Origin of the sequence: Gordonia tangerina (assembly GCF_021556435.1) — a bacterium.
Taxonomy (GTDB): domain Bacteria; phylum Actinomycetota; class Actinomycetes; order Mycobacteriales; family Mycobacteriaceae; genus Gordonia; species Gordonia tangerina.
Genome location: NZ_JAKGCU010000001.1, coordinates 417,260 through 435,484 on the forward strand (window position 1 = coordinate 417,260; position 18,225 = coordinate 435,484).

At 68.0% G+C, this 18,225-nt stretch carries 20 protein-coding genes; 12 read left to right on the forward strand and 8 right to left on the reverse strand.

The window, feature by feature from the left end:
- Positions 1-27 precede the first annotated feature (27 nt).
- On the reverse strand, positions 28-2,475 hold the full coding sequence (locus L1892_RS01935; protein ID WP_235721754.1) for a penicillin-binding protein: 2,448 nt from the start codon (positions 2,473-2,475) through the stop codon (positions 28-30).
- Between the two features lie 362 nt (positions 2,476-2,837).
- Here L1892_RS01935 and L1892_RS01940 point away from each other — a divergent pair, with 362 nt between their 5' ends.
- The gene (locus L1892_RS01940) at positions 2,838-3,152 is read left to right on the forward strand and encodes a WhiB family transcriptional regulator (protein ID WP_160903936.1); all 315 of its coding nucleotides are present in this window, start codon (positions 2,838-2,840) and stop codon (positions 3,150-3,152) included.
- A 56-nt stretch (positions 3,153-3,208) separates the two neighbouring features.
- Here L1892_RS01940 and bagB read toward each other — a convergent pair whose 3' ends face one another.
- Both bagB and bagA read right to left on the reverse strand, forming a co-directional pair.
- Complete coding sequence (gene bagB, locus L1892_RS01945) at positions 3,209-4,312, reverse strand: ArsA family ATPase (protein WP_235721755.1); 1,104 nt, start codon at positions 4,310-4,312, stop codon at positions 3,209-3,211.
- A 3-nt stretch (positions 4,313-4,315) separates the two neighbouring features.
- Positions 4,316-5,341: an ATPase BagA gene (gene bagA, locus L1892_RS01950; protein WP_235721756.1), complete on the reverse strand. Its 1,026-nt coding sequence runs from the start codon at positions 5,339-5,341 to the stop codon at positions 4,316-4,318.
- A 44-nt stretch (positions 5,342-5,385) separates the two neighbouring features.
- Between bagA and sp36 the strand changes: the two genes are divergently transcribed.
- From sp36 to L1892_RS01965, 3 genes are read left to right on the forward strand one after another with little or no spacing between them, the layout of a single operon-like run.
- Positions 5,386-5,550 carry a Sp36 family protein gene (sp36, locus tag L1892_RS01955; RefSeq protein ID WP_235721757.1) on the forward strand — a complete coding sequence of 55 codons (165 nt, stop codon included), beginning with the start codon at positions 5,386-5,388 and terminating at the stop codon, positions 5,548-5,550.
- 3 nt (positions 5,551-5,553) lie between these two features.
- On the forward strand, positions 5,554-6,027 hold the full coding sequence (locus tag L1892_RS01960) for a RidA family protein (protein ID WP_235721758.1): 474 nt from the start codon (positions 5,554-5,556) through the stop codon (positions 6,025-6,027).
- A gap of 43 nt (positions 6,028-6,070) precedes the next feature.
- Positions 6,071-6,829, forward strand: coding sequence for a sulfite exporter TauE/SafE family protein (locus L1892_RS01965; RefSeq protein ID WP_235721759.1), 759 nt, complete (start codon positions 6,071-6,073; stop codon positions 6,827-6,829).
- Positions 6,830-6,856: 27 nt separating this feature from the next.
- Here the strand turns inward: L1892_RS01965 and L1892_RS01970 are convergent, their stop codons facing one another.
- Positions 6,857-7,876 carry a GlxA family transcriptional regulator gene (locus L1892_RS01970; RefSeq protein ID WP_235721760.1) on the reverse strand — a complete coding sequence of 340 codons (1,020 nt, stop codon included), beginning with the start codon at positions 7,874-7,876 and terminating at the stop codon, positions 6,857-6,859.
- A 113-nt stretch (positions 7,877-7,989) separates the two neighbouring features.
- Between L1892_RS01970 and L1892_RS01975 the strand changes: the two genes are divergently transcribed.
- From L1892_RS01975 to L1892_RS01990, 4 genes are all read left to right on the forward strand, one after another.
- A complete protein-coding gene (locus L1892_RS01975; protein WP_372474949.1) occupies positions 7,990-9,222 on the forward strand; it encodes an MFS transporter in 1,233 nt (410 codons plus the stop codon).
- A gap of 48 nt (positions 9,223-9,270) precedes the next feature.
- Positions 9,271-9,474 (forward strand): NfeD C-terminal domain-containing protein, encoded by a 204-nt coding sequence (locus L1892_RS01980; protein ID WP_235721762.1) that lies wholly within the window; start codon positions 9,271-9,273, stop codon positions 9,472-9,474.
- Positions 9,475-9,602: 128 nt separating this feature from the next.
- Positions 9,603-10,733 (forward strand): flotillin family protein, encoded by a 1,131-nt coding sequence (locus L1892_RS01985; protein WP_235721763.1) that lies wholly within the window; start codon positions 9,603-9,605, stop codon positions 10,731-10,733.
- Positions 10,734-10,809: 76 nt separating this feature from the next.
- Positions 10,810-11,634, forward strand: a complete 825-nt coding sequence (locus L1892_RS01990) for an MBL fold metallo-hydrolase (protein WP_235721764.1) — start codon at positions 10,810-10,812, stop codon at positions 11,632-11,634.
- Positions 11,635-11,722: 88 nt separating this feature from the next.
- Here the strand turns inward: L1892_RS01990 and L1892_RS01995 are convergent, their stop codons facing one another.
- Both L1892_RS01995 and L1892_RS02000 read right to left on the reverse strand, forming a co-directional pair.
- On the reverse strand, positions 11,723-12,397 hold the full coding sequence (locus tag L1892_RS01995) for a Crp/Fnr family transcriptional regulator (RefSeq protein WP_006330855.1): 675 nt from the start codon (positions 12,395-12,397) through the stop codon (positions 11,723-11,725).
- A 175-nt stretch (positions 12,398-12,572) separates the two neighbouring features.
- Positions 12,573-12,842 (reverse strand): hypothetical protein, encoded by a 270-nt coding sequence (locus L1892_RS02000; RefSeq protein WP_235721765.1) that lies wholly within the window; start codon positions 12,840-12,842, stop codon positions 12,573-12,575.
- Positions 12,843-13,001: 159 nt separating this feature from the next.
- Between L1892_RS02000 and nth the strand changes: the two genes are divergently transcribed.
- The 4 genes from nth (at position 13,002) to L1892_RS02020 (ending at position 16,583) form a co-directional block, all read left to right on the forward strand.
- Positions 13,002-13,811, forward strand: a complete 810-nt coding sequence (gene nth, locus L1892_RS02005) for an endonuclease III (RefSeq protein WP_372474943.1) — start codon at positions 13,002-13,004, stop codon at positions 13,809-13,811.
- Entirely contained in the window at positions 13,808-14,560 is a 753-nt protein-coding gene (locus tag L1892_RS02010) for a redoxin family protein (protein WP_235721766.1), read from the forward strand. Before nth ends, L1892_RS02010 begins: the two co-directional genes overlap by 4 nt.
- 65 nt (positions 14,561-14,625) lie before the next feature.
- Positions 14,626-15,387 carry an NUDIX hydrolase gene (locus tag L1892_RS02015; RefSeq protein WP_235721998.1) on the forward strand — a complete coding sequence of 254 codons (762 nt, stop codon included), beginning with the start codon at positions 14,626-14,628 and terminating at the stop codon, positions 15,385-15,387.
- The gene (locus L1892_RS02020) at positions 15,384-16,583 is read left to right on the forward strand and encodes a MarP family serine protease (RefSeq protein WP_235721767.1); all 1,200 of its coding nucleotides are present in this window, start codon (positions 15,384-15,386) and stop codon (positions 16,581-16,583) included. The genes L1892_RS02015 and L1892_RS02020 overlap by 4 nt, the downstream gene beginning before the upstream one ends.
- Positions 16,584-16,637: 54 nt before the next feature.
- Here L1892_RS02020 and L1892_RS02025 read toward each other — a convergent pair whose 3' ends face one another.
- Both L1892_RS02025 and L1892_RS02030 read right to left on the reverse strand, forming a co-directional pair.
- Positions 16,638-17,582 carry an alpha/beta fold hydrolase gene (locus L1892_RS02025; RefSeq protein WP_235721768.1) on the reverse strand — a complete coding sequence of 315 codons (945 nt, stop codon included), beginning with the start codon at positions 17,580-17,582 and terminating at the stop codon, positions 16,638-16,640.
- A gap of 3 nt (positions 17,583-17,585) precedes the next feature.
- Positions 17,586-18,122: a phage holin family protein gene (locus L1892_RS02030; protein ID WP_235721769.1), complete on the reverse strand. Its 537-nt coding sequence runs from the start codon at positions 18,120-18,122 to the stop codon at positions 17,586-17,588.
- Between the last annotated feature and the right edge of the window lie 103 nt (positions 18,123-18,225).

The window sequence follows — 18,225 nt, forward strand, 5'->3', positions numbered from 1 at the left end:
CCGCCGGGTTTTGTCCCTACCCGCCGGTCAGCCCGGGAGTTGGATCACCACCGGGCCCACACCGGGTACCTCCACCGTCGTCTCCGTCGGTCCCTGGCCGTCGTCGTCGCGTCGCCCGTTGCTCACATAGATGGTCACCACACTGCCGGGCATCGCCGAGTCCGACGGCGCGGTGAACACCACCGTGCCCTGCGGCCGGTTGCTGTCCACATCGAGCTGGTTGACCTTGAAGCCGGCGGACTGCAGCCGGGAGGTCGCCGCACTGGCGGTGAGTCCGCTGACCTTCGGGATGCGGCCGCGATCGCTGCCGCGCATGTACCGAGGATCGGTCGGTGGCAGTTTGACCGGCCCGAACTTGGTGGCCACCGGCTTGATGGCCTGATACCAGGTGCGGGCGGGCTCCATGCCGCCGTACAGGTTGCCGTCGTAGCACTGGCGCAACGGGCTGCTGCAGATACCGGTCGGGTTCGGGCCGTCGTTGTAGACGTAGGCCGAGCCGGCGATGTTGTTGGTGAAGCCGATGAACGCCGAGGAGCGATGGGCCTCGGTGGTGCCGGTCTTGCCCGACATCGGCAACGTCCAGCCCTGCGAACCGGCCGCCGCGGCTGCTGTACCACCGGCGCGATCGTCGTGGCTCATCGCATTGGCCAGCGTGTTCGCCAAGCCTTCTTCGACTACTTGTTCGCAGGAAGGAGCGGTGAACGGGATCGCGGTGAGCGCTGGCTCCCCCTCCGGGGTCATCACCGGATTGCCGTATGCGTCGCGCTTGATCCGGCTGATCGATGCGATCGGGTTCGGCGGGCACCAGGTGCCGCCGGAGGCGAGGGTGGCCGCGACGTTGGACAGTTCCAGCCCGTTGATCGGCAGCGGGCCGAGCGTGAACGAACCGAAGTTCCCGTCCTTGACGTACTGCGCCATGCTCTTGTCGCCGTAGCCCGACGAGCCCGGGACCGTGTACGAGCGCAGGCCCAGCCGCACCGCCATGTCGACTGCCGGCTTCACTCCGACTTCCTGCAGCAGCTTCACAAAAGCCGTGTTCGGCGATTGCGCCAGCGCCTGGGTCACCGACAACGAGGCGGGATAGCGGCCGTCGTTGCGGACGCAATAGGACTCCTCCGGGCAACCGGGGGTGTCGCTGTTACCCATGCCCTCCACCGCGACGAAGCTCGGCACCGGGATGTTCGACGCGACGCCGAGGCCCTTCTCCATGGCGGCGGCGGTGGTGAAGATCTTGAACACCGAACCGGCGCCGTCGCCGACCATCGAGAACGGCTGTGGCTGCACGGTCTGGCCTCGCTTGAGGTTGAGACCGTAGTCGCGACTCGACGCCATCGCGAGGATGTCGTGGGTCTCCTTACCCGGCCGGATCGCGCTCATCACGTCGGCGACACCGTCGGCGTCAGGGGAGGCCTGCGCCCGCACCGCACGCACGGTGGACCGCTGCACCTGCGGGTCCAGGGTGGTGCGGATGATGTAACCGCCGCGCATCACCGAGTCGCGAGACATGCCGTTTTCGGCGAGGAACTGCAGCGCGTAGTCGCAGAAGAACCCGTTGGCGTCGGCCGCGATGCAGCCCTGCATGGGGGTGCGCGGGCTGGGTAGTACCCCGAGGGGAGCCGCCTTGGCCGCCACGAGTTCGTCCCGGCGATTGGGGAAGTTCTCGATCATCGTGTCGATGACAGTGTTGCGGCGATTGGTCGCCGCCTCCGGGTTGGTGTAGGGATCGAGCGCCGAACTCGACTGCACCATGCCGGCCAGCAGTGCCGACTGCGGGACGTCGAGGTCCTTGGCGTGCTTGCCGAAGTAGGTCTGTGCCGCGGCCTCGATGCCGTAGGAGTTGTTGCCGAAGGGCACCACGTTCAGATACCGCGTGACGATCTGCTTCTTGGCCTCCTGCTTGGCGGCGGCATCGTCGAGCCCTTTGTCGCGTTTGGCCTGATCGATGAGCGACTGCTCCATCGTCAACGCCATCCGGACCTCCCGCAGTTTGCGGGCCGGGGTGGTCTCGATGGCGGCCTGGCGGTCGGCTTCGGTGCGCGCGAGGACCAGCAGCTGATAGTTCTTGATGTACTGCTGGTCCAGTGTGGAGGCGCCTTGCTGCACCTCGCCCGACGACGAGTTCTTCAGCGCCGCCCGGATCGTGCCCTTCCAGTCGACGCCGTCGTGTTCGAGGAATCGTCGGTCCTCGATCGAGATGATCGCGCGGATCATGTCCGGCGAGATGTCGTTGTACCCGACCTGATAGCGGTACTGGTCGTACAGCAGGGCGATGGGGTTGCCGGCCGAATCGGTCATCGTGGTGACCTCCGGCAGGGTGCCGTTGAGCAACTCGGAGGACACATTCTCGACGGCGGCGGCCGCACGGTTGGACATGACGCCCAGTCCGCTGGCCACGGGATACAACAATCCGGCCACCAGGACACCGGCCAACAGGCAGGCGCCGGCCAGTGACCACAGCTTCTTCGACTTCGGCACACGCACAGGATACGTGCGATGTGCGCGAAGCCGGCTGAGCGCGCGCCACCAAAAGGTCGCGAGCCGGTCACGACCGAGCCTCATCGCACACATTGCTTGTGACCTGCGCAGATCGTCCCGGTTTGCACGATGGTGCCATTTTCTTTGCCCCAGGGCTTGCGTCGTGATGCACAGATCCTTAAATTGAGTGCAGAATGTGACTCACTTAACAGTCGCCCTGAAGTTGTGAACCGCAACCAGCGTTTCGGTTAACGACGAGTGGATCGGGTGGACCGGGTGAGGGCATTCGGGTCAGGACCGTCGGGCGGCGCAGCAGCGCCGAAAGGGTCCGACGAGACGCAACGACAGACAGGGGTCGGCGGATGGCGATAGCGGCAGTTTCCACCGGAGATGACGCTCGATTGATGTGGGTGTCACAAGCGCGATGCCGGGGAGGGAACCCCGATGACCTGTTCGTCCGCGGCGCGGCCCAGCGTAAGGCCGCCACGATCTGCCGGCATTGCCCGGTCCAGCTCGAGTGCGGCGCGGACGCTCTCGACAACCGGGTAGAGTTCGGTGTGTGGGGCGGCATGACCGAGCGTCAGCGGCGGGCGTTGCTCCGGCAGCACCCGGAGGTCACCTCGTGGGCGCAGTTCTTCGAGGCTCAGCGACGGAGGCACCGCGCCGACGCGGTGTGAGTCGCGGACGATCAGCAGGCATGGCCGACCCGAATGGGTCGGCCATCGTCGTTGACTCAGCCCCGACTGGTGATCTGCTCGGCCACCGCCCGTAGCGCGACGACGTCGGCGACTTCGAAGGGCAGTGACGGAACCCCGACGATCGGCACCGTCGGGTGTGCGGCGGTGAAGCGCTGCAGCAGGTGCAACTCCCGCTTGCCGGTGGAGGCGCGTTCGGCGTGGATCTCGAGCACCCCGCGGGTGAGCTCGTCGTCCACGGTCTCCAGCGCGGCCTGCGCCGACGCCTCGGAGATGGACGTCAGATTCGGGTGGGTGCGGTTGAGGATGAGCCCGGCCAGCGGCATCCTCTCCTCAGAGAGCCGGTCGACGAAGAAGGCGGCCTCGCGCAGCGCGTCGGGTTCGGCCGCGGCCACCACAGCGAACTGGGTGCCCGGTTGTTTGAGTAGTTCGTAGGTCTTGGTGGCCCGGTCCTGGAAGCCGCCGAACATCGAGTCCAGCGACTGCACGAACGTCGCGACATCGCGCAACATGTCGCCGCCGATGATGGTGGAGACACCGCGCATCGCCAGGCTCATCGCGCCGGTGACCATGCGTCCGACCCCGCGTCCGCCGCCGACCAACATCTTCATCAGCCGCCCGGAGAGAAATGACCCGAGGCGCTGCGGGGCGTCGAGGAAGTCCAGGGCATTGCGCGATGGCGGGGTGTCGACGACGATCAGGTCCCATCGCTCCTGTTCGATCAGCTTGCCGAGCTTCTCCATCGCCATGTACTCCTGCGTGCCGGAGAACGACGACGCCATCGTCTGATAGAAGGAGTTCTCCATGATCGCCGAGGCGCGATCGGGTGAGGAGTACTCGAGCACCATCTCGTCGAAGGTGCGCCGCATGTCCAGCATCATCGCGTCCAGTGAGCCGGCACCCTCGCCGAGGCCGACGTTCACCGGCTGCGGATCATTGGTGAGCTCGGACATCCCCAGCGACTGGGCGAGGCGGCGGGCCGGGTCGATGGTCAGCACCGCCACCTTGCGACCGTGTTCGGCCGCATACATCGCCATCGCCGCAGCGGTGGTCGTTTTGCCCACGCCGCCGGCGCCGCAGCAGATCACCACTCGGGTCGCGGGGTCGGTGAGCACCGAGGCCATCTTCAGATCGAGCGGCATGAATCAGGCACCTGCCTTCTGCAAGAGGTTGGCGAGCTCGTAGATCGACCCCAGATCGATGCCATCGCCGAGTGCCGGCAACTCCAGAGTCGGCAGCTCCACCTCGTCGAGTTGGGCTTTGGCGACCTGCTGGGCTTGCAGGCGGGAGGCGTGCTCGATGGTCTCGGTCAGCAATCCGGACAGATCGCCGTCGGCGAGATGCAGACCGGCCGCCTGCAGGTGTTCGAGCACGCGGGGCGCATCGATGGTGCCTTCGGCGATCTCGTCGATCGACCCCGGCGGCAGGTGGGTGGGACTGACGCGGTTGATGATGAGGGTGCCCACGGTGAGATTCTTCGCGTGGAGTTCCTCGACCGCCTCGATCGTCTCCTGCATGGGCATCGCCTCGAGGAGCGTGACGAGGTGGATCACCGTGTCCTCGGAGTGCAGCAGTTTCACCACACCGTCGCTCTGATTGCGGATCGGTCCGGTCTTGGCAAGGTCGGCCATCGCCTGGGTGACGTCGAGGAAGTTGCCGATCCGGCCGGTCGGCGGCGCATCGACCACCACCGCGTCATACACCCGACGCCCCTGCTTGTCGGTGTGGATGATGCGCTCTTTGATCTTGCCGGTGATCAACACGTCACGCAGGCCCGGCGCGATGGTGGTGACGAAGTCGATCGCACCGATCCGTTTCATCGCGCGCCCGGCGAAACCGAGGTTATAGAACATGTCGAGGTACTCGAGCAGCGCGTGTTCGATGTCGATGGCCAACGCCGAGACCTCGCCGCCGCCGGAGGCCGTCGCGATCTTGGTGTCGGTAGGCGGCAGCGGCGGGATGTCGAAGAGCTGAGCGATGCCCTGGCGGCCCTCGCATTCCACCAACAACACCTTCTTGCCGTCGGCGGCCAGCGCGAGCGCCAGCGCCGCCGCGACCGTGGTCTTGCCGGTGCCCCCCTTGCCCGACACGAAATGCAGTCGCGCCCGTCCGGCGGACTGGGGCCATTCGTTGGTGTGCCCGGCTTCGTCGGGCGGTGTCTCGTTCACCACCGCATCACCATATCGACAAAGACGTACCCATTAGGCTCTAGTCCATGAGTGAATCGACCGCTTGGGAATACGCAACGGTGCCCCTGCTGACGCACGCGACGAAGCAGATCCTCGATCAGTGGGGAGCCGACGGCTGGGAACTGGTGACAGTCTTGCCCGGGCCGACCGGTGAGCAGCACGTCGCCTACCTGAAGCGTCCGAAGGGCTGACCGATGACAACGACGTGGTCGCAGCGGCTGGCCGAACTGGGCATCACGCTGCCCCAGGTGGTCACGCCGGCGGGTAGCTATGTGCCCGCCGTGCGTACCCGAAATCTCGTCTACACCGCGGGTCAGCTCCCGATCATCGACGGCAAGCTCGACGTCGCCGGCAAGGTGCACGAGGGTGCCGAGGGGGTCGTCGACCCCGACCAGGCCAACCGGGCGGCTCGGCAGTGCGCGCTCAACGCGCTCGCCGCGGTCGACGGACTCGTCGGCATCGACGCCGTCGTGCGGATCGTCAAGGTCGTCGGCTTCGTCGCCTCGGCCCCCGGTTTCACCGGCCAACCCGCCGTCATCAACGGCGCGTCGGACCTGCTCGGCGAGATCTTCGGCGATGCCGGTGTGCACGCCCGCTCGGCGGTCGGTGTGGCCGAGTTGCCGTTGGGCTCCTCGGTCGAGGTCGAGATGATCGTCGAGGTCTCCTGACCCGTCCGACCTCCCGGACGCACCCGGCCGGGAGTCGCGGCTAGTGGACGTCGCGCTACTCATCGCCGCGGCCGCCGCGGCGGGATGGGTCGACGCGGTCGTCGGCGGTGGGGGACTGGTACTGATCCCGGCCCTGCTCATCGTGCAGCCCGGACTGGTGCCGGCCACCGCCCTGGGCACCAACAAACTCGCCGCGGTGTTCGGCACCGCCTCGGCAGCCCTCGCCTACGCCCGGCGGCTGCCGGTCCAGGTCGGCCGACTCGTCCCGGTGTTCATCGCGGCAGTCGGGTGTTCCGGCCTGGGCGCCTACACCGCGAGCAGACTGCCCGCCGAGGTGTTCACGCCGGTGGTGCTGTGTCTGCTGGTCGCGGTGGGGTTGTTCGTCGCGCTCAATCCAGGGTTCGGCTCCGGACTCGCGGTGAATCGTCCCCGTTGGTCGGTGGTGCTCGGGTTCGTGCTGTGCGGAGTGGTCATCGCCTTCTACGACGGGGTGATGGGGCCGGGCACCGGCACCTTCCTGATCATTGCTCTCACCGCGCTGGTCGGCACCGGGTTCCTGGAGAGTTCGGCGATGGCCAAGGTGATCAACACCGGCACCAATCTGGGCGCGCTGGCGGTGTTTGCGTGGCAGGGCAACGTGCTGTGGCTACTGGGGTTGGGGCTGGCCGTCGCCAACATCGCCGGTGCCCAGCTGGGCGCCCGGATGGCGATCGGTCGGGGCAGCGCCTTCGTGCGATGGGTGTTGCTGGCGGTGGTCGTGGTGATGGTCGCGAAACTCGGATACGACCTCGTCGTCGGTTGACGGCCCGCCCGCGAGCGCGCTGCCCGCTCAGTGCGACAGGGGCCGGAAGTTGTTGCGATAGGCGCTCGGCGACAACGCCATCCGCCGTCGGAAGTGTGTGCGCAGGGCCTCTGGGCCGAGGCCCACCCGCGCCGCGATCTGTTCGACGGGATCGTCGGTGCGCTCGAGAAGTGCCGCCGCCGCGCGCACACGCTGTCCGGTCAGCCAGGCGCCCGGTCCCATCCCGTGGGCGTCGGTGAACCGGCGGTTGAAGGTGCGCAACGACATCGACGCGTGGTCGGCGAGGTCGCGCGTGGTCAACGGCCGATCGAGGTGGCGGATCGCCCAGGATGTGGTCGCCGCCAATCCGGTGCGGCCCGGCGTGTCCGCGTGGGTGTCGTCGTGTCGTCGGCGGCCGGCCGCGATCTCGTCGACGGCCTCGTCGTGCAGGCTGGCCCCCGGCGGCATGAACTGTGCCTGCCCGCCGGGGCGATGGAACGCCACCACGGTGCGTCGCGCGTAGTCCCGCGCGACGTCGGCGCCATGATCGCGCTCCACCAGATGCAGGCACAGATCGATGCCGGCGGCGAGGCCGGCGCTGGTGAGGATGTCGCCGTCGTCCACGTACAGCACCGCCGGGTCCACCATGACCCGCGGATACCGGGTGGCCAACGCATCCGCATCCAGCCAGTGGGTGGTGGCGCGCCGTCCGTCGAGCAGGCCGGTCTCGGCCAGGGTGAAAGCGCCGACACAGATCGAGAGCAGTCGGGTCTGCCGACGATGCGCCGCCCGCAGCGCCTCGAGGACCGGCGGCGACGGCGTGCGCCGCGCGGCGTCGTGATAGCCGGGGATCACCACGGTGTCCGCCTCGGCGAGCGCCTCGAGTCCGTGTTCGACATGCACCGACACCCCGGCGCAGGTCGGTACCAATCCGGGTGTCTCGGCGCAGGTGATGAGCGTGTAGCGCGGCGCGCCGATGTGCCCGAAGATCTGGACCGGGGCGGCCATGTCCATCATGACCAGACCATCGGTGACCAGGACCACCACCCGGTGGGCGTCGGTTGGCATGAATCAAGGGTATACCGGCATTCATGCCGCTGGTGCTGCGCGACCGGGCGGTCCACGCTGGATGGGTGACCGAGCACACCTCTTCCGACCCGACGGCCGTCCCCCAACCGCCGGTGCTACCGCCCCGCGCCACGCTCGTGCGGGTACAACACCGGACCATCGCCTTGCTGTGCGGCGCGCAGGTCCTCGGCGGCCTGGCGATGGGTGCGTCGCTGGCGCTCGGCGCGATCCTGGCCGAACGGCTCTCCGGCTCGGAATCGGTGGCCGGCCTCGCCACCACGGTGCTCACCCTCGGCGCGGCGGCCGCGGGTCTGCCGCTCGCGGCGCTGGCCCAGCGCGCCGGCCGTCGACCGGCGCTGGCAACCGGATTCGTCATCGCGGCGGTCGGGGCCGCAGTGGTTGCGATCGCGGTCGACGTCGGCAGGTTCCCGTTGCTGCTGCTCGGAATGGCCGGAGTGGGCAGCGGTACCGCGGTCAGCCTGCAATCCCGTTTTGCCGCAACCGATCTTGCCGAACCGCGCACGCGCGGACGCGATCTCTCGCTGGTCGTGTGGATGACGATGGTCGGCGCCGTCGCGGGCCCGGCGTTGCTTCCCATGGGGGCCGAGATCGCCGGCGTACTGGGTGTCGACGAACTCGCCGGACCGTTCGTGATCGGTGCGGCCGGTGCCGCCGCGGCCGCGCTGGTGCTGTGGTCCGGTCTGCGGCCCGACCCGCTGTTGCTCTCGACGGCGGCCGCGTCGTCGGATTCGACGGCCGTCGCGAAACCGTCGGTCGCGCAGGGGTGGCAGACGATCCGGCAGATTGCCGAGGCCCGCAATGCGGTGGTCTCGGTGGTTTCGGCGCATGCGGTGATGGTGGCGGTGATGGCGCTGACCCCCGTGCACATGACCCACGGCGGTGCGAGTATCACCCTCGTCGGGCTGTCCATCAGCGCCCACGTCGCCGGCATGTACGCACTGGCCCCAGTGATGGGCATTCTCACCGATCGGGTCGGCCGGGTACCGACGGTGGTGATCGGCCAGGCGCTGTTGCTGGCAGCGTGCGTCACCGGCTTCGCGGCGCAACACAGCCAGCGCGGTCTCGTCGTCGCGCTGGTCCTGCTCGGACTCGGCTGGTCGGCCACCACCGTGGCCGGCTCCACGCTGCTCACCGAGAGCATTCCGGTGCCGCAACGTCCGCGGGTGCAGGGGATCTCGGACACCGCGATGAGTCTTGCGGGGGCGATGGCCGGCGCGTTGGCGGGTGTCGTCGTGGGGCTGTTCGGGTATCCGGTGCTGGTGCTCGGCGCCGGTTCGATCAGCGTGATCGCCGCGATCTATGTGCTGACCGATCGCCCCCGTTGACCCCACGCACCGCTACCGTTGTCCGCACAGACGCCGAGCGGGGTGGAGATGATCGGGACGACGGGTGTGGTGGTGCTCGCCATCGGCGGCGGGCAGGCCATGGGAGAGGTGGAGTTGCGCATGGCCGGTGGCACCGAACGGTTCCTCGCCCTGGCCGCCGAGGCGATCGGGGTGGACGAGACGGTGCTCGTCGTCGAGGAGCGGCCGGGCCGGGTGGTGATGGTAGAGCGCTGGCTGCCGATGCCGTCCTGACCGTGTCATTCGAACGGACGATGCCGGGAACGGCCCCGTAGGATCACGGCGTCTAAGTGGTGACCGCGTGCCCACCGCGACGAGACGCCGTGTCCCGGCGGCGATTCACGATGCACCCAGGAGGCTCCATGCTCGGCTACTACGTCCCCGAACCCGACGAGGCGATGCTCATCTCGGGTAAGAAGTCCGATGTCGGCGGTGGTCCGTTCGACGTCGTCGTCGGTCACGGCCGATGGGTGTTGCCGTTCTTCCGCAAGGTGCGGTTCCTGTCGATGGCCATGCACGAGGCGCAGATCCGCGAGGTGTGCGTGACCACCCAGGGCATTCAACTCGACGTGCGTGCGGTGATCGCGCACAAGGTCGGCGGCGACGTCGCCTCTATTGTCAACGCCGGTCAGCGATTCATCTCCGAACAGGAGAACGAGATGAACCAGCTCACGGGGCAGATCTTCTCCGGCCATCTGCGCTCTATCGTCGGCTCGATGACCGTCGAGCAGATCATTCGCGAACGCGACACCCTCGCGCGCCAGGTGCTCGAGGCGTCCAAGCGAGAGATGGGCTCGATCGGGCTGGTCGTCGATTCGTTCCAGATCCAATCCATCGACGACATGGACTCCGGCTACATCAACGCACTGGCCGCACCCAACATCGCGAAGGTGCAGCGCGAGGCCGCCGTGGAACGCGCTCGCGCCGACCAGGAATCGGCGAAGGCGCAGCAGGAGTCGTTGCGAAACCAGGCCGACTACGAGCGGGAGACCTCGATCAAGCGCGCGCAGATCAAGGCCGAGACCGACAAGGCCGACGCCGAGGCCGCCCAGGCCGGTCCGCTCGCACAGGCGCGGGTCAACCAGGAGATCATCCGGGAGCAGTCGGTCCTGGCCCAGGCCGAGGCGGAACTGCGTGAACAGCAGCTGATCTCCGAGGTCGTGAAACCGGCCGAGGCCGAGGCGCGGCGCACCCACATCATCGCCGAAGCCGATGCGCGTGCCGTGGAGATCCAGTCCGCGGCGGCCGCCAAGCACAATCGGATCGCGCTCGATCAGCAGATCATCGAACAACTCCCGGCCCTCGTGGGTGAGATCGCGAAGGGACTCGGATCGTCGAACCTCACGGTGTTCAACGGCGCCGACGGGGTCAACGAGGTGATGACCGGGGTGGTGACGCAGGGGGCTGCGCTGCTGAAGAGTCTGCAGAGCGAGTTCGCGCCCAAGGTCATCGTCGACGACGAGGTCGCCGACGACATCGACCGCTCGGCGTGAGCGCTGCTCGGGGTTACCGCCCTCGCGGCTGACCTCGACCGCGGCGGCACCCCGGTGGTGGGTAGTGTCGGAAGACATGACTGACAGCGGAAACGGCGACACGGCACAGCATCCCGCCTATGGCGTCGTACGCGAGGTGACGCCGTTCGCGTCGGTGCTGCTGTGCAAGAACCCGGGCACGATGGAGCTCGACGGAACCAACACCTGGATCCTGCGTGCTCCCGGCCATCCGGAGTGCGTCATCGTCGATCCGGGCCCGCCCAACAAGAAGGGGCACGTCAAACGCATCGCGGAGCAGCAGGGGATTGCGCTGGTGCTCATCACCCACCGTCACTTCGACCACACCGGCGCCATCCGGCGACTGCGCAAACGGGTCGACGTCCCGGTGCGCGCGCGGTCGGCCAAGTTCACACACGGTGCCGCGCCGCTTGCCGACCGGGAGGTCATCGACGTGGCGGGTCTGCGGATCACCGTGCTGCACACTCCGGGCCACACCGGGGACTCGCTCAGTTTTCTCGTCGAGTGCGACGGGGATCGTGCCCTGCTGTCGGGTGACACCATTCTCGGCAGCGGCACCACCGTCATCGACCCCACCGACGGCACCCTGCGCGACTACATGAACTCGCTCAACCGCATCATCGTCGAGGGTGAGGACGCGGTGCTGTTGCCTGCGCACGGACCCGACCACCCACAGGTGGGGCCGGTTGCGCGGTTCTACAAGGCACACCGGGAGGAACGGATCGATCAGATCGTGGCCGCGCTCGACGAGCTGGGTGTGTCGGCCGACAAGGCGAAGCCGATGAAGGTGGTCCGCAAGGTCTACGCCGACGTCGACAAGTCGCTCTGGCCGGCCGCCAAGATGTCGGTCAAGGCCCAGTTGGAGTACCTGCGGGACCGCTGACACAGTTCGTCCCCCGGGTATCGTTTCCTGCCCCGGCGGCCGCAGGGCAGGAAACAATACCCGGGGGACGAACCGCCAGGTCAGTGGGCTACCGCGCGCGGCGTGCGAGGCGCTCGGAGTCGGCGATCAGGACGCTCTTGCCCTCCAGGCGCAGCCAACCGCGCTGAGCGAAGTCGGCGAGTGCCTTGTTGACGGTTTCGCGGGAGGCGCCGACGAGCTGCGCGATCTCTTCCTGCGTGAGGTCGTGCGTGACGCGCAGCGCGCCACCCTCCTGGGTGCCGAACCGCTGCGCGAGCTGCAGCAGCTGTTTGGCGACACGGCCGGGCACGTCGGTGAAGATGAGGTCGGCGAGGTTGTTGTTGGTGCGGCGCAGACGGCGGGCGAGCACGCGGAGCAACTGCTCGGCGATCTCGGGACGGTCCTTGATCCAGGCGCGTAGGGCGTCGCGGTCCATCGATACCGCACGCACCTCGGTCACGGTGGTGGCCGACGACGTACGCGGCCCCGGATCGAAGATGGACAGTTCGCCGAACATGTCCGACGGTCCCATGATGGTCAGCAGGTTCTCCCGACCATCAGGCGAACGACGGCCGACTTTCACCTTGCCGGACAGGATGATGTACAGCCGATCACCGGGTTCTCCCTCGTGGAAGATCACATGCCCGCGAGGGAAATCGACCGGTTGAAGTTGCTTTGTCAGCGCTGCGACGGCGGAGGGCTCGACACCCTGGAATATGCCCGCCCGCGCCAGTACGTCCTCCACCTAAGGAACCTTTCTCGTCCTAACCACACTCGCATGGCAACCCCACGCCGGTGGTGATCTATGCCGTCGGTCGCCGTGTTGCCTCGTGCAACGCTACTCTCGCCCCAAGCATATGTGTTGAATGGGTCACTGGCCGGTACATAGCGGTGAGTCGGGGCGGGTGTCGGCTATCGCCTCAGCTCGCCCGCTGCGGTGAGGCCGAGAATGCGCTGTCGCGGGCGGCGTCGGCCGCATCGGGCGCGCGGCGGGCACGGAACTCATCCAATGCGGCGGGAAAACCCTCTTTGGCCAGCGTGTCGACCTGCGCGGCGTCTGCCGATTCCAGGAACTCTTCGACGTGATCCTGGGTGACCGCGAGGCGGTCGATCCTGGCCTGAACCTTCTCCATCGCGAGTGCGAAGAGCATCAGCACAGCCGGGAAAAGCAGCGCGGCGAGTCCTTGCATGGGGACAGTAAACACAACTCGGGGAGCCTCTCGCCAACCAGAAGGACCGGCTTCACTGACTTGTTACCAAGGCGAAGCACGGTCAGGATCGGCAATTCACCACCCCGCCGGAGGCATCTCTTTGGGCTACTTCGCCGCGACGTGGCTAACCTGAATTGCGTGACCGCACGTAAGACCACCGACTCCGCAGAGGCGTCGGCGAGACAGACGCGCGTCCGCGGCGGTGGGCGCCGGTCGAAGACCGAGACCCATCTAGGGCTGGTACGGCGGGCACGTCGGATGAACCGCACGCTCCAGATCGCCTTCCCCCACGTATACTGCGAACTCGACTTCACCACTCCACTCGAACTGTCGGTCGCGACGATTCTGTCCGCGCAGTGCACCGACGTCCGGGTGAATCAGGTCACGCCGGCACTGTTCGAGCGGTATCCCACCGCCCGGTCGTATGCGGAGGCCGACCGAACCGAACTCGAGGAGATGATCAGGTCCACCGGCTTCTACCGGAACAAGGCCAACTCGATCATCGGACTCGGTCAGGCCCTGGTGGAACGGTTCGACGGCGAGGTGCCCGACACCCTCAAGGAGTTGGTCACCCTGCCCGGTTTCGGCCGCAAGACCGCCAACGTCGTACTGGGTAACGCCTTCGGCGTCCCGGGGATCACCGTCGACACCCACTTCGCGCGATTGGTGCGGCGGTGGGGTTGGACCGAGGAGACCGATCCGGTCAAGATCGAACGCGCCGTCGGTGAACTGATCGAGCGCAAGGAGTGGACCGACCTCTCGCACCGGGTGATCTTTCACGGTCGACGTGTGTGTCATGCGCGCAAACCGGCGTGCGGTGTCTGCATTCTGGCCAAGGATTGTCCGGCGGTCGGCACCGGGCCGATGGCCAAGGCCGATGCCGCGAAACTGGTGAAGGGCCCCGAAACCGAGCATCTGCTGGATCTGGCGGGGCTGGCGACGCAGTGAACCAGACTCCGAGGAGCGCGGAGTCGGGACCCGACGAGGACGACGATTCCGCCGCCGCGCCACCACCCCGCCGCACCAGCCGCTTTCCTTCCTCGGCGCGGTGGACCATCGTGTTCACCGTCGTCATCCTCGCCCTGGTCATCGCGATCTGGCCCCGCGGCGCCGACTCGGACTCCGGAGGCCCTGCGACATCGCCGACGGCGACCGGGCCGCGGGCAACCGACGCGCAGGCCGACGACGCCCAGATGGCGCAGGCCAGACAAGACGCCGCGTTGCCGCCGTGTCCGGAAACCGGACTGCCCCAGGCGGCCCGGTCCGCGCTGGCCGGAGTCTCGGTGCCGTGTCTGGCCGACGGCGCAGACTACGACGTCGGCACCGGCACCGCGGGTCGGCCGATGGTGGTGAACATGTGGGCCGTCTGGTGTCTGCCGTGTCGTCGGGAACTCCCGGTCGTCGACAGCTACGCCCAACGCGCCGGCGATGCGGTGACAGTGCTCGCGGTGCACGCTCAGGAAGGTGCGCAGAATCCTTATCTGGCGCTGCGGTTTCTGATCGAGAACGGCGTGCACCTGCCGTCGGTCCTCGACACCGACGCCGCGATCGCCGCGGCACTCGGCGCACCCCGGGTGTTCCCGTCGACGATCCTGGTGCGCGCCGACGGCACCGTGGCCAAGGTGCTGCCCCAGGTGTTCGACACCCCGGACGAGATCGCCGACGTCGTGCAGCAATACCTGGGGGTGAGCACGTGAGCGCCGAACACGATCCCGGTCCCGCCGCGGGTCGGTTGGTTCCGACCGAACAGGTTCCGCCCTGGATGCGTCGCCTCACCGACAACGTCGCCGCAGTTACCGACTCGGTGCTCAACCGCGGCGGCGATCGCACCAGGTGGGCGTCGATGCTCGGCCGCGACAAGCGGGCGGCCGCGGTGTTGGTGCTCATCGGCGGTGCGTGGGACGAGGCAGTCGACCATCCCGGCGGGCTCCCACCCGACGCCGAGATCCTGCTCACCGAGCGTGCACCCACCCTGCGTCAACACAGCGGGCAGGTCGCATTTCCCGGCGGCGGGCTCGATCCCGGCGACGACTTCCCGGTGGGCACCGCGATGCGCGAGGCAGCCGAGGAGACCGGACTCGTCCCCGAGGGGGTCGACGTGCTCGCCAACCTGCCGTCGTTCCCTGTGCCGGTGTCCAGTTTCGACGTGACCCCGGTGCTGGCGCACTGGCGTGAGCCCGGCGAGGTGCGCGTCGTCGACACGGGAGAGACCGCGCGGGTGGCGCGCGTCAACCTGCGGTCGTTGCTCGCGCCGGAGAGCCGGTTCCAGGTGCAGCGCACCGTGATGGGCGCACGTGCCTACAAGGGCCCGGCATTCATGGTCGACGGCCTGCTGGTGTGGGGATTCACCGGCGGGCTCATCGCCGCGATCAGCGAGGTCGCCGGCTGGGATGTGCCCTGGGACCACTCCGACGTCCGGCCGCTGGACCAGGCCATCGCGGCCGCCGGTAGCCCGCAGACCATCGGTCCGGGTGCGGTGTTGCCGGCCCACCTGCGTCACCAGGCAGAGGATCGCACCCGGTGACCGGCTCGGGGTGGGTCGATCTCATCGTCGTGGTGATCGCGCTGCTCGCCGCGGCCAGTGGTTTCCGACAGGGCGCGGTCGCCTCGGCGCTGGCATTCCTCGGGGTGGTGCTCGGCGCCGTCGCCGGCATCCTCCTCGCGCCGCATGTCATCTCGAATTTCGAGGATCGCACCACCCGACTGCTGGTCGGGGTGGTGTTGCTGGTGGGGCTGATCATCATCGGCGAGGTGTCCGGGATGATCCTGGGTCGGGCCGCGCGCAGCGGCATCCGGTCACGTGGCGTGCGCCGCGTGGACAGCGTGATCGGGTCGATGCTGCAGGTTGTCGCCGTGCTGATCGCGGCATGGCTGTTGGCGATTCCGCTGAGCAGTTCCGCCGAGACGCAGGTGTCCACCGCGGTGCGCGGGTCCAAGGTGCTCACCGGCGTGGACGCGTTGGCGCCGCAGTGGCTGCGTGACCTGCCCAAGGACTTCAGCGCGCTGCTCGACAACTCCGGTCTGCCGCAGGTCATCGGACCGTTCGGACGTACGCCGGTCGCCGAGGTGGGCCCGCCCGATCCGACGGTGTTGCAGCTACCGGCGGTGGCGCAGGTCCGGCCCAGCGTGGTCAAGATCGAAGGCACGGCGCCGAGCTGTCGGCAAGCGCTCGAAGGCAGCGGATTCGTGGTGTCCCCAGAGCGGGTCATGACGAATGCGCACGTCGTTGCCGGTACGCGGCGGCTGACGGTGTCGTCGCCGAACGGGCAACAGCTCCCGGCCCGGGTGGTCCTGTTCGACAGCGACAACGACATCGCGGTCCTCGACGTCCCCGGTCTGACGGCACCGGCGTTGAGGTTCGCCGACGGGGAAGCGCAGACCGGTGACGACGCGATCGTGCTCGGCTATCCCGAGGCGGGCCCGTTCGCGGTCAACGCGGTGCGGGTGCGCGACAAGATCAACCTGTCGGGGCCCGACATCTACCGGACCGGTCAGATCCTGCGGCAGGTGTACACCGTTCGTGGCGTGATCCGGCAGGGCAACTCGGGAGGCCCGATGATCAACTCGGCCGGTGAGGTCGTCGGCGTGGTGTTCGGCGCTGCCGAGGACACCAACGACCAGACCGGCTTCGTGTTGACCGCCGAGCAGGTGCGGCAGAACCTGACCGATTCGGAGGCGCGTTCGGCGCGGGTCAGCACGCAGACGTGCGTGCACGCCTGAGCCACCACCCGGGTTTCCCGGCGACGTCCGCGCCTGGTCCGCGGACCGGGCGGATCAGCCCGCCTCGGTGCGTAGCAGCCCCAGCAACTTCTCGGTCACCACATCGGGCTGTTCTTGGTGGGCGAAGTGTCCGCTGTGGGCGATCGGCCGATACTGCATGTGTGCCGCATACCGGTGACTCGCCGCCATCACATGATCGAGGATGTACGGGTCGTCGGCTCCCCGCAGCGCCAGCACCGGTAGATGCAGCCGCTGATTCATCAGCTCCATGAACCGCGATCCGTCGGGACGGAACTGGGACCGGAACGCCCAGCGCCGGTACTCCAGGCTGGAGTGCGCGACGTAGGGGATCTGCACCGCCGAGCGATTACGGTCCACGGTGACCGCGTAGTCGTCGGTGGCCTGCCAGCTCGGCGAGGCCCGCTCGGCGAAGTACTGCGTGAGGTAGCCGCCGTCGTGCGCCGCGAGCCGACGCTCACCCAGCTTGGGTAGCTGATTGTGCAGGAAGCCGGGCAGGAACGCACGGCGCTGATGTCGGTCGGCGATCACGGCGCGACGCAGTGCACGTGGATGTGGGGAGGCGATGACGGCCACCCGATTGACCACGCGTGGGTGCAACGTCGCGGTGGCCCAACACACCAGCCCGCCGTCGGCGTGGCCCACCAGGGTGGCATCGGGGTGGCCGAGCGCGCGGACCAGTCCGTTCGTATCACCGGCGAGGGTCCAGCCGTCGTAGCCGCGGGGCGGCTTGTCGGAGTCGCCGTAGCCGCGCAGGTCGACGGCCACCGCCCGGTATCCCGCTTCGGCCAGCGCCGTGATCTGATGACGCCAGCTCCACCAGAACTCGCCGAATCCGTGCAGGAGCAGCACCAGCGGACGGTTGGCGGTACTCGGGTCGGGCGCCTCGACGGCGTGGAAGCGCAGCCCGTTGGCGCGGACGTCGAAGTGATGCCAGTCGCCGGTGACGCGGACGCTCGACGGATCAGGCGGTCCGGCCACCACTCATCCCTTGGCGGGATCGTGCGCGCGCGGTATCGCCGGGTGCTCACCGTCGGTGGGTTTGGTCGCCGACGACGAGCTGGGATGACTGCCCGGCAACACGGTGGGCACTTCCTTCACGCTGGCGATCGTCTTCTTCGGGCCGCGGACCTTGCGGAACAACACATAGCCGACGAACGCCATCACGACGGTGATCAGCACCAGGATCGCGAACACGATCAGGAACGCCAGCCACCGCGGCATCCAGTTGTCCAGGAGTTCGGCGAGGAAGAAGAAAAAGAAGAAGCTGGAGTAGAGGGCCATCACGCCGGCCACCACCAGCAGCCCGGTTCCGGCCCCCGCCTTCTTGGCCTCCCCGACGAGTTCGGCCTTGGCGAGCGCGACCTCGGAGCGGAACAGCGTCGACACACTTGCCGAGGCGTCCTTGACCAGGTTGCCGATGCTGGGTTCGCCGTTGCGGCCGTGGGTGGGATCCGACAGCGGGATCGACGGGGCCGATCCGGCGTCCTGAGCGGTTTGGCCGGGCTCGTTGCGGCTCACAGAATCCTCCGTACCTCTGGTGTCGGACTCATGTTGCCATGCATGCGCTCGCGTGGCCGGTAGCGGGGGAGATATCTCGCGTCGAGTGGGCACCATTTTCCGT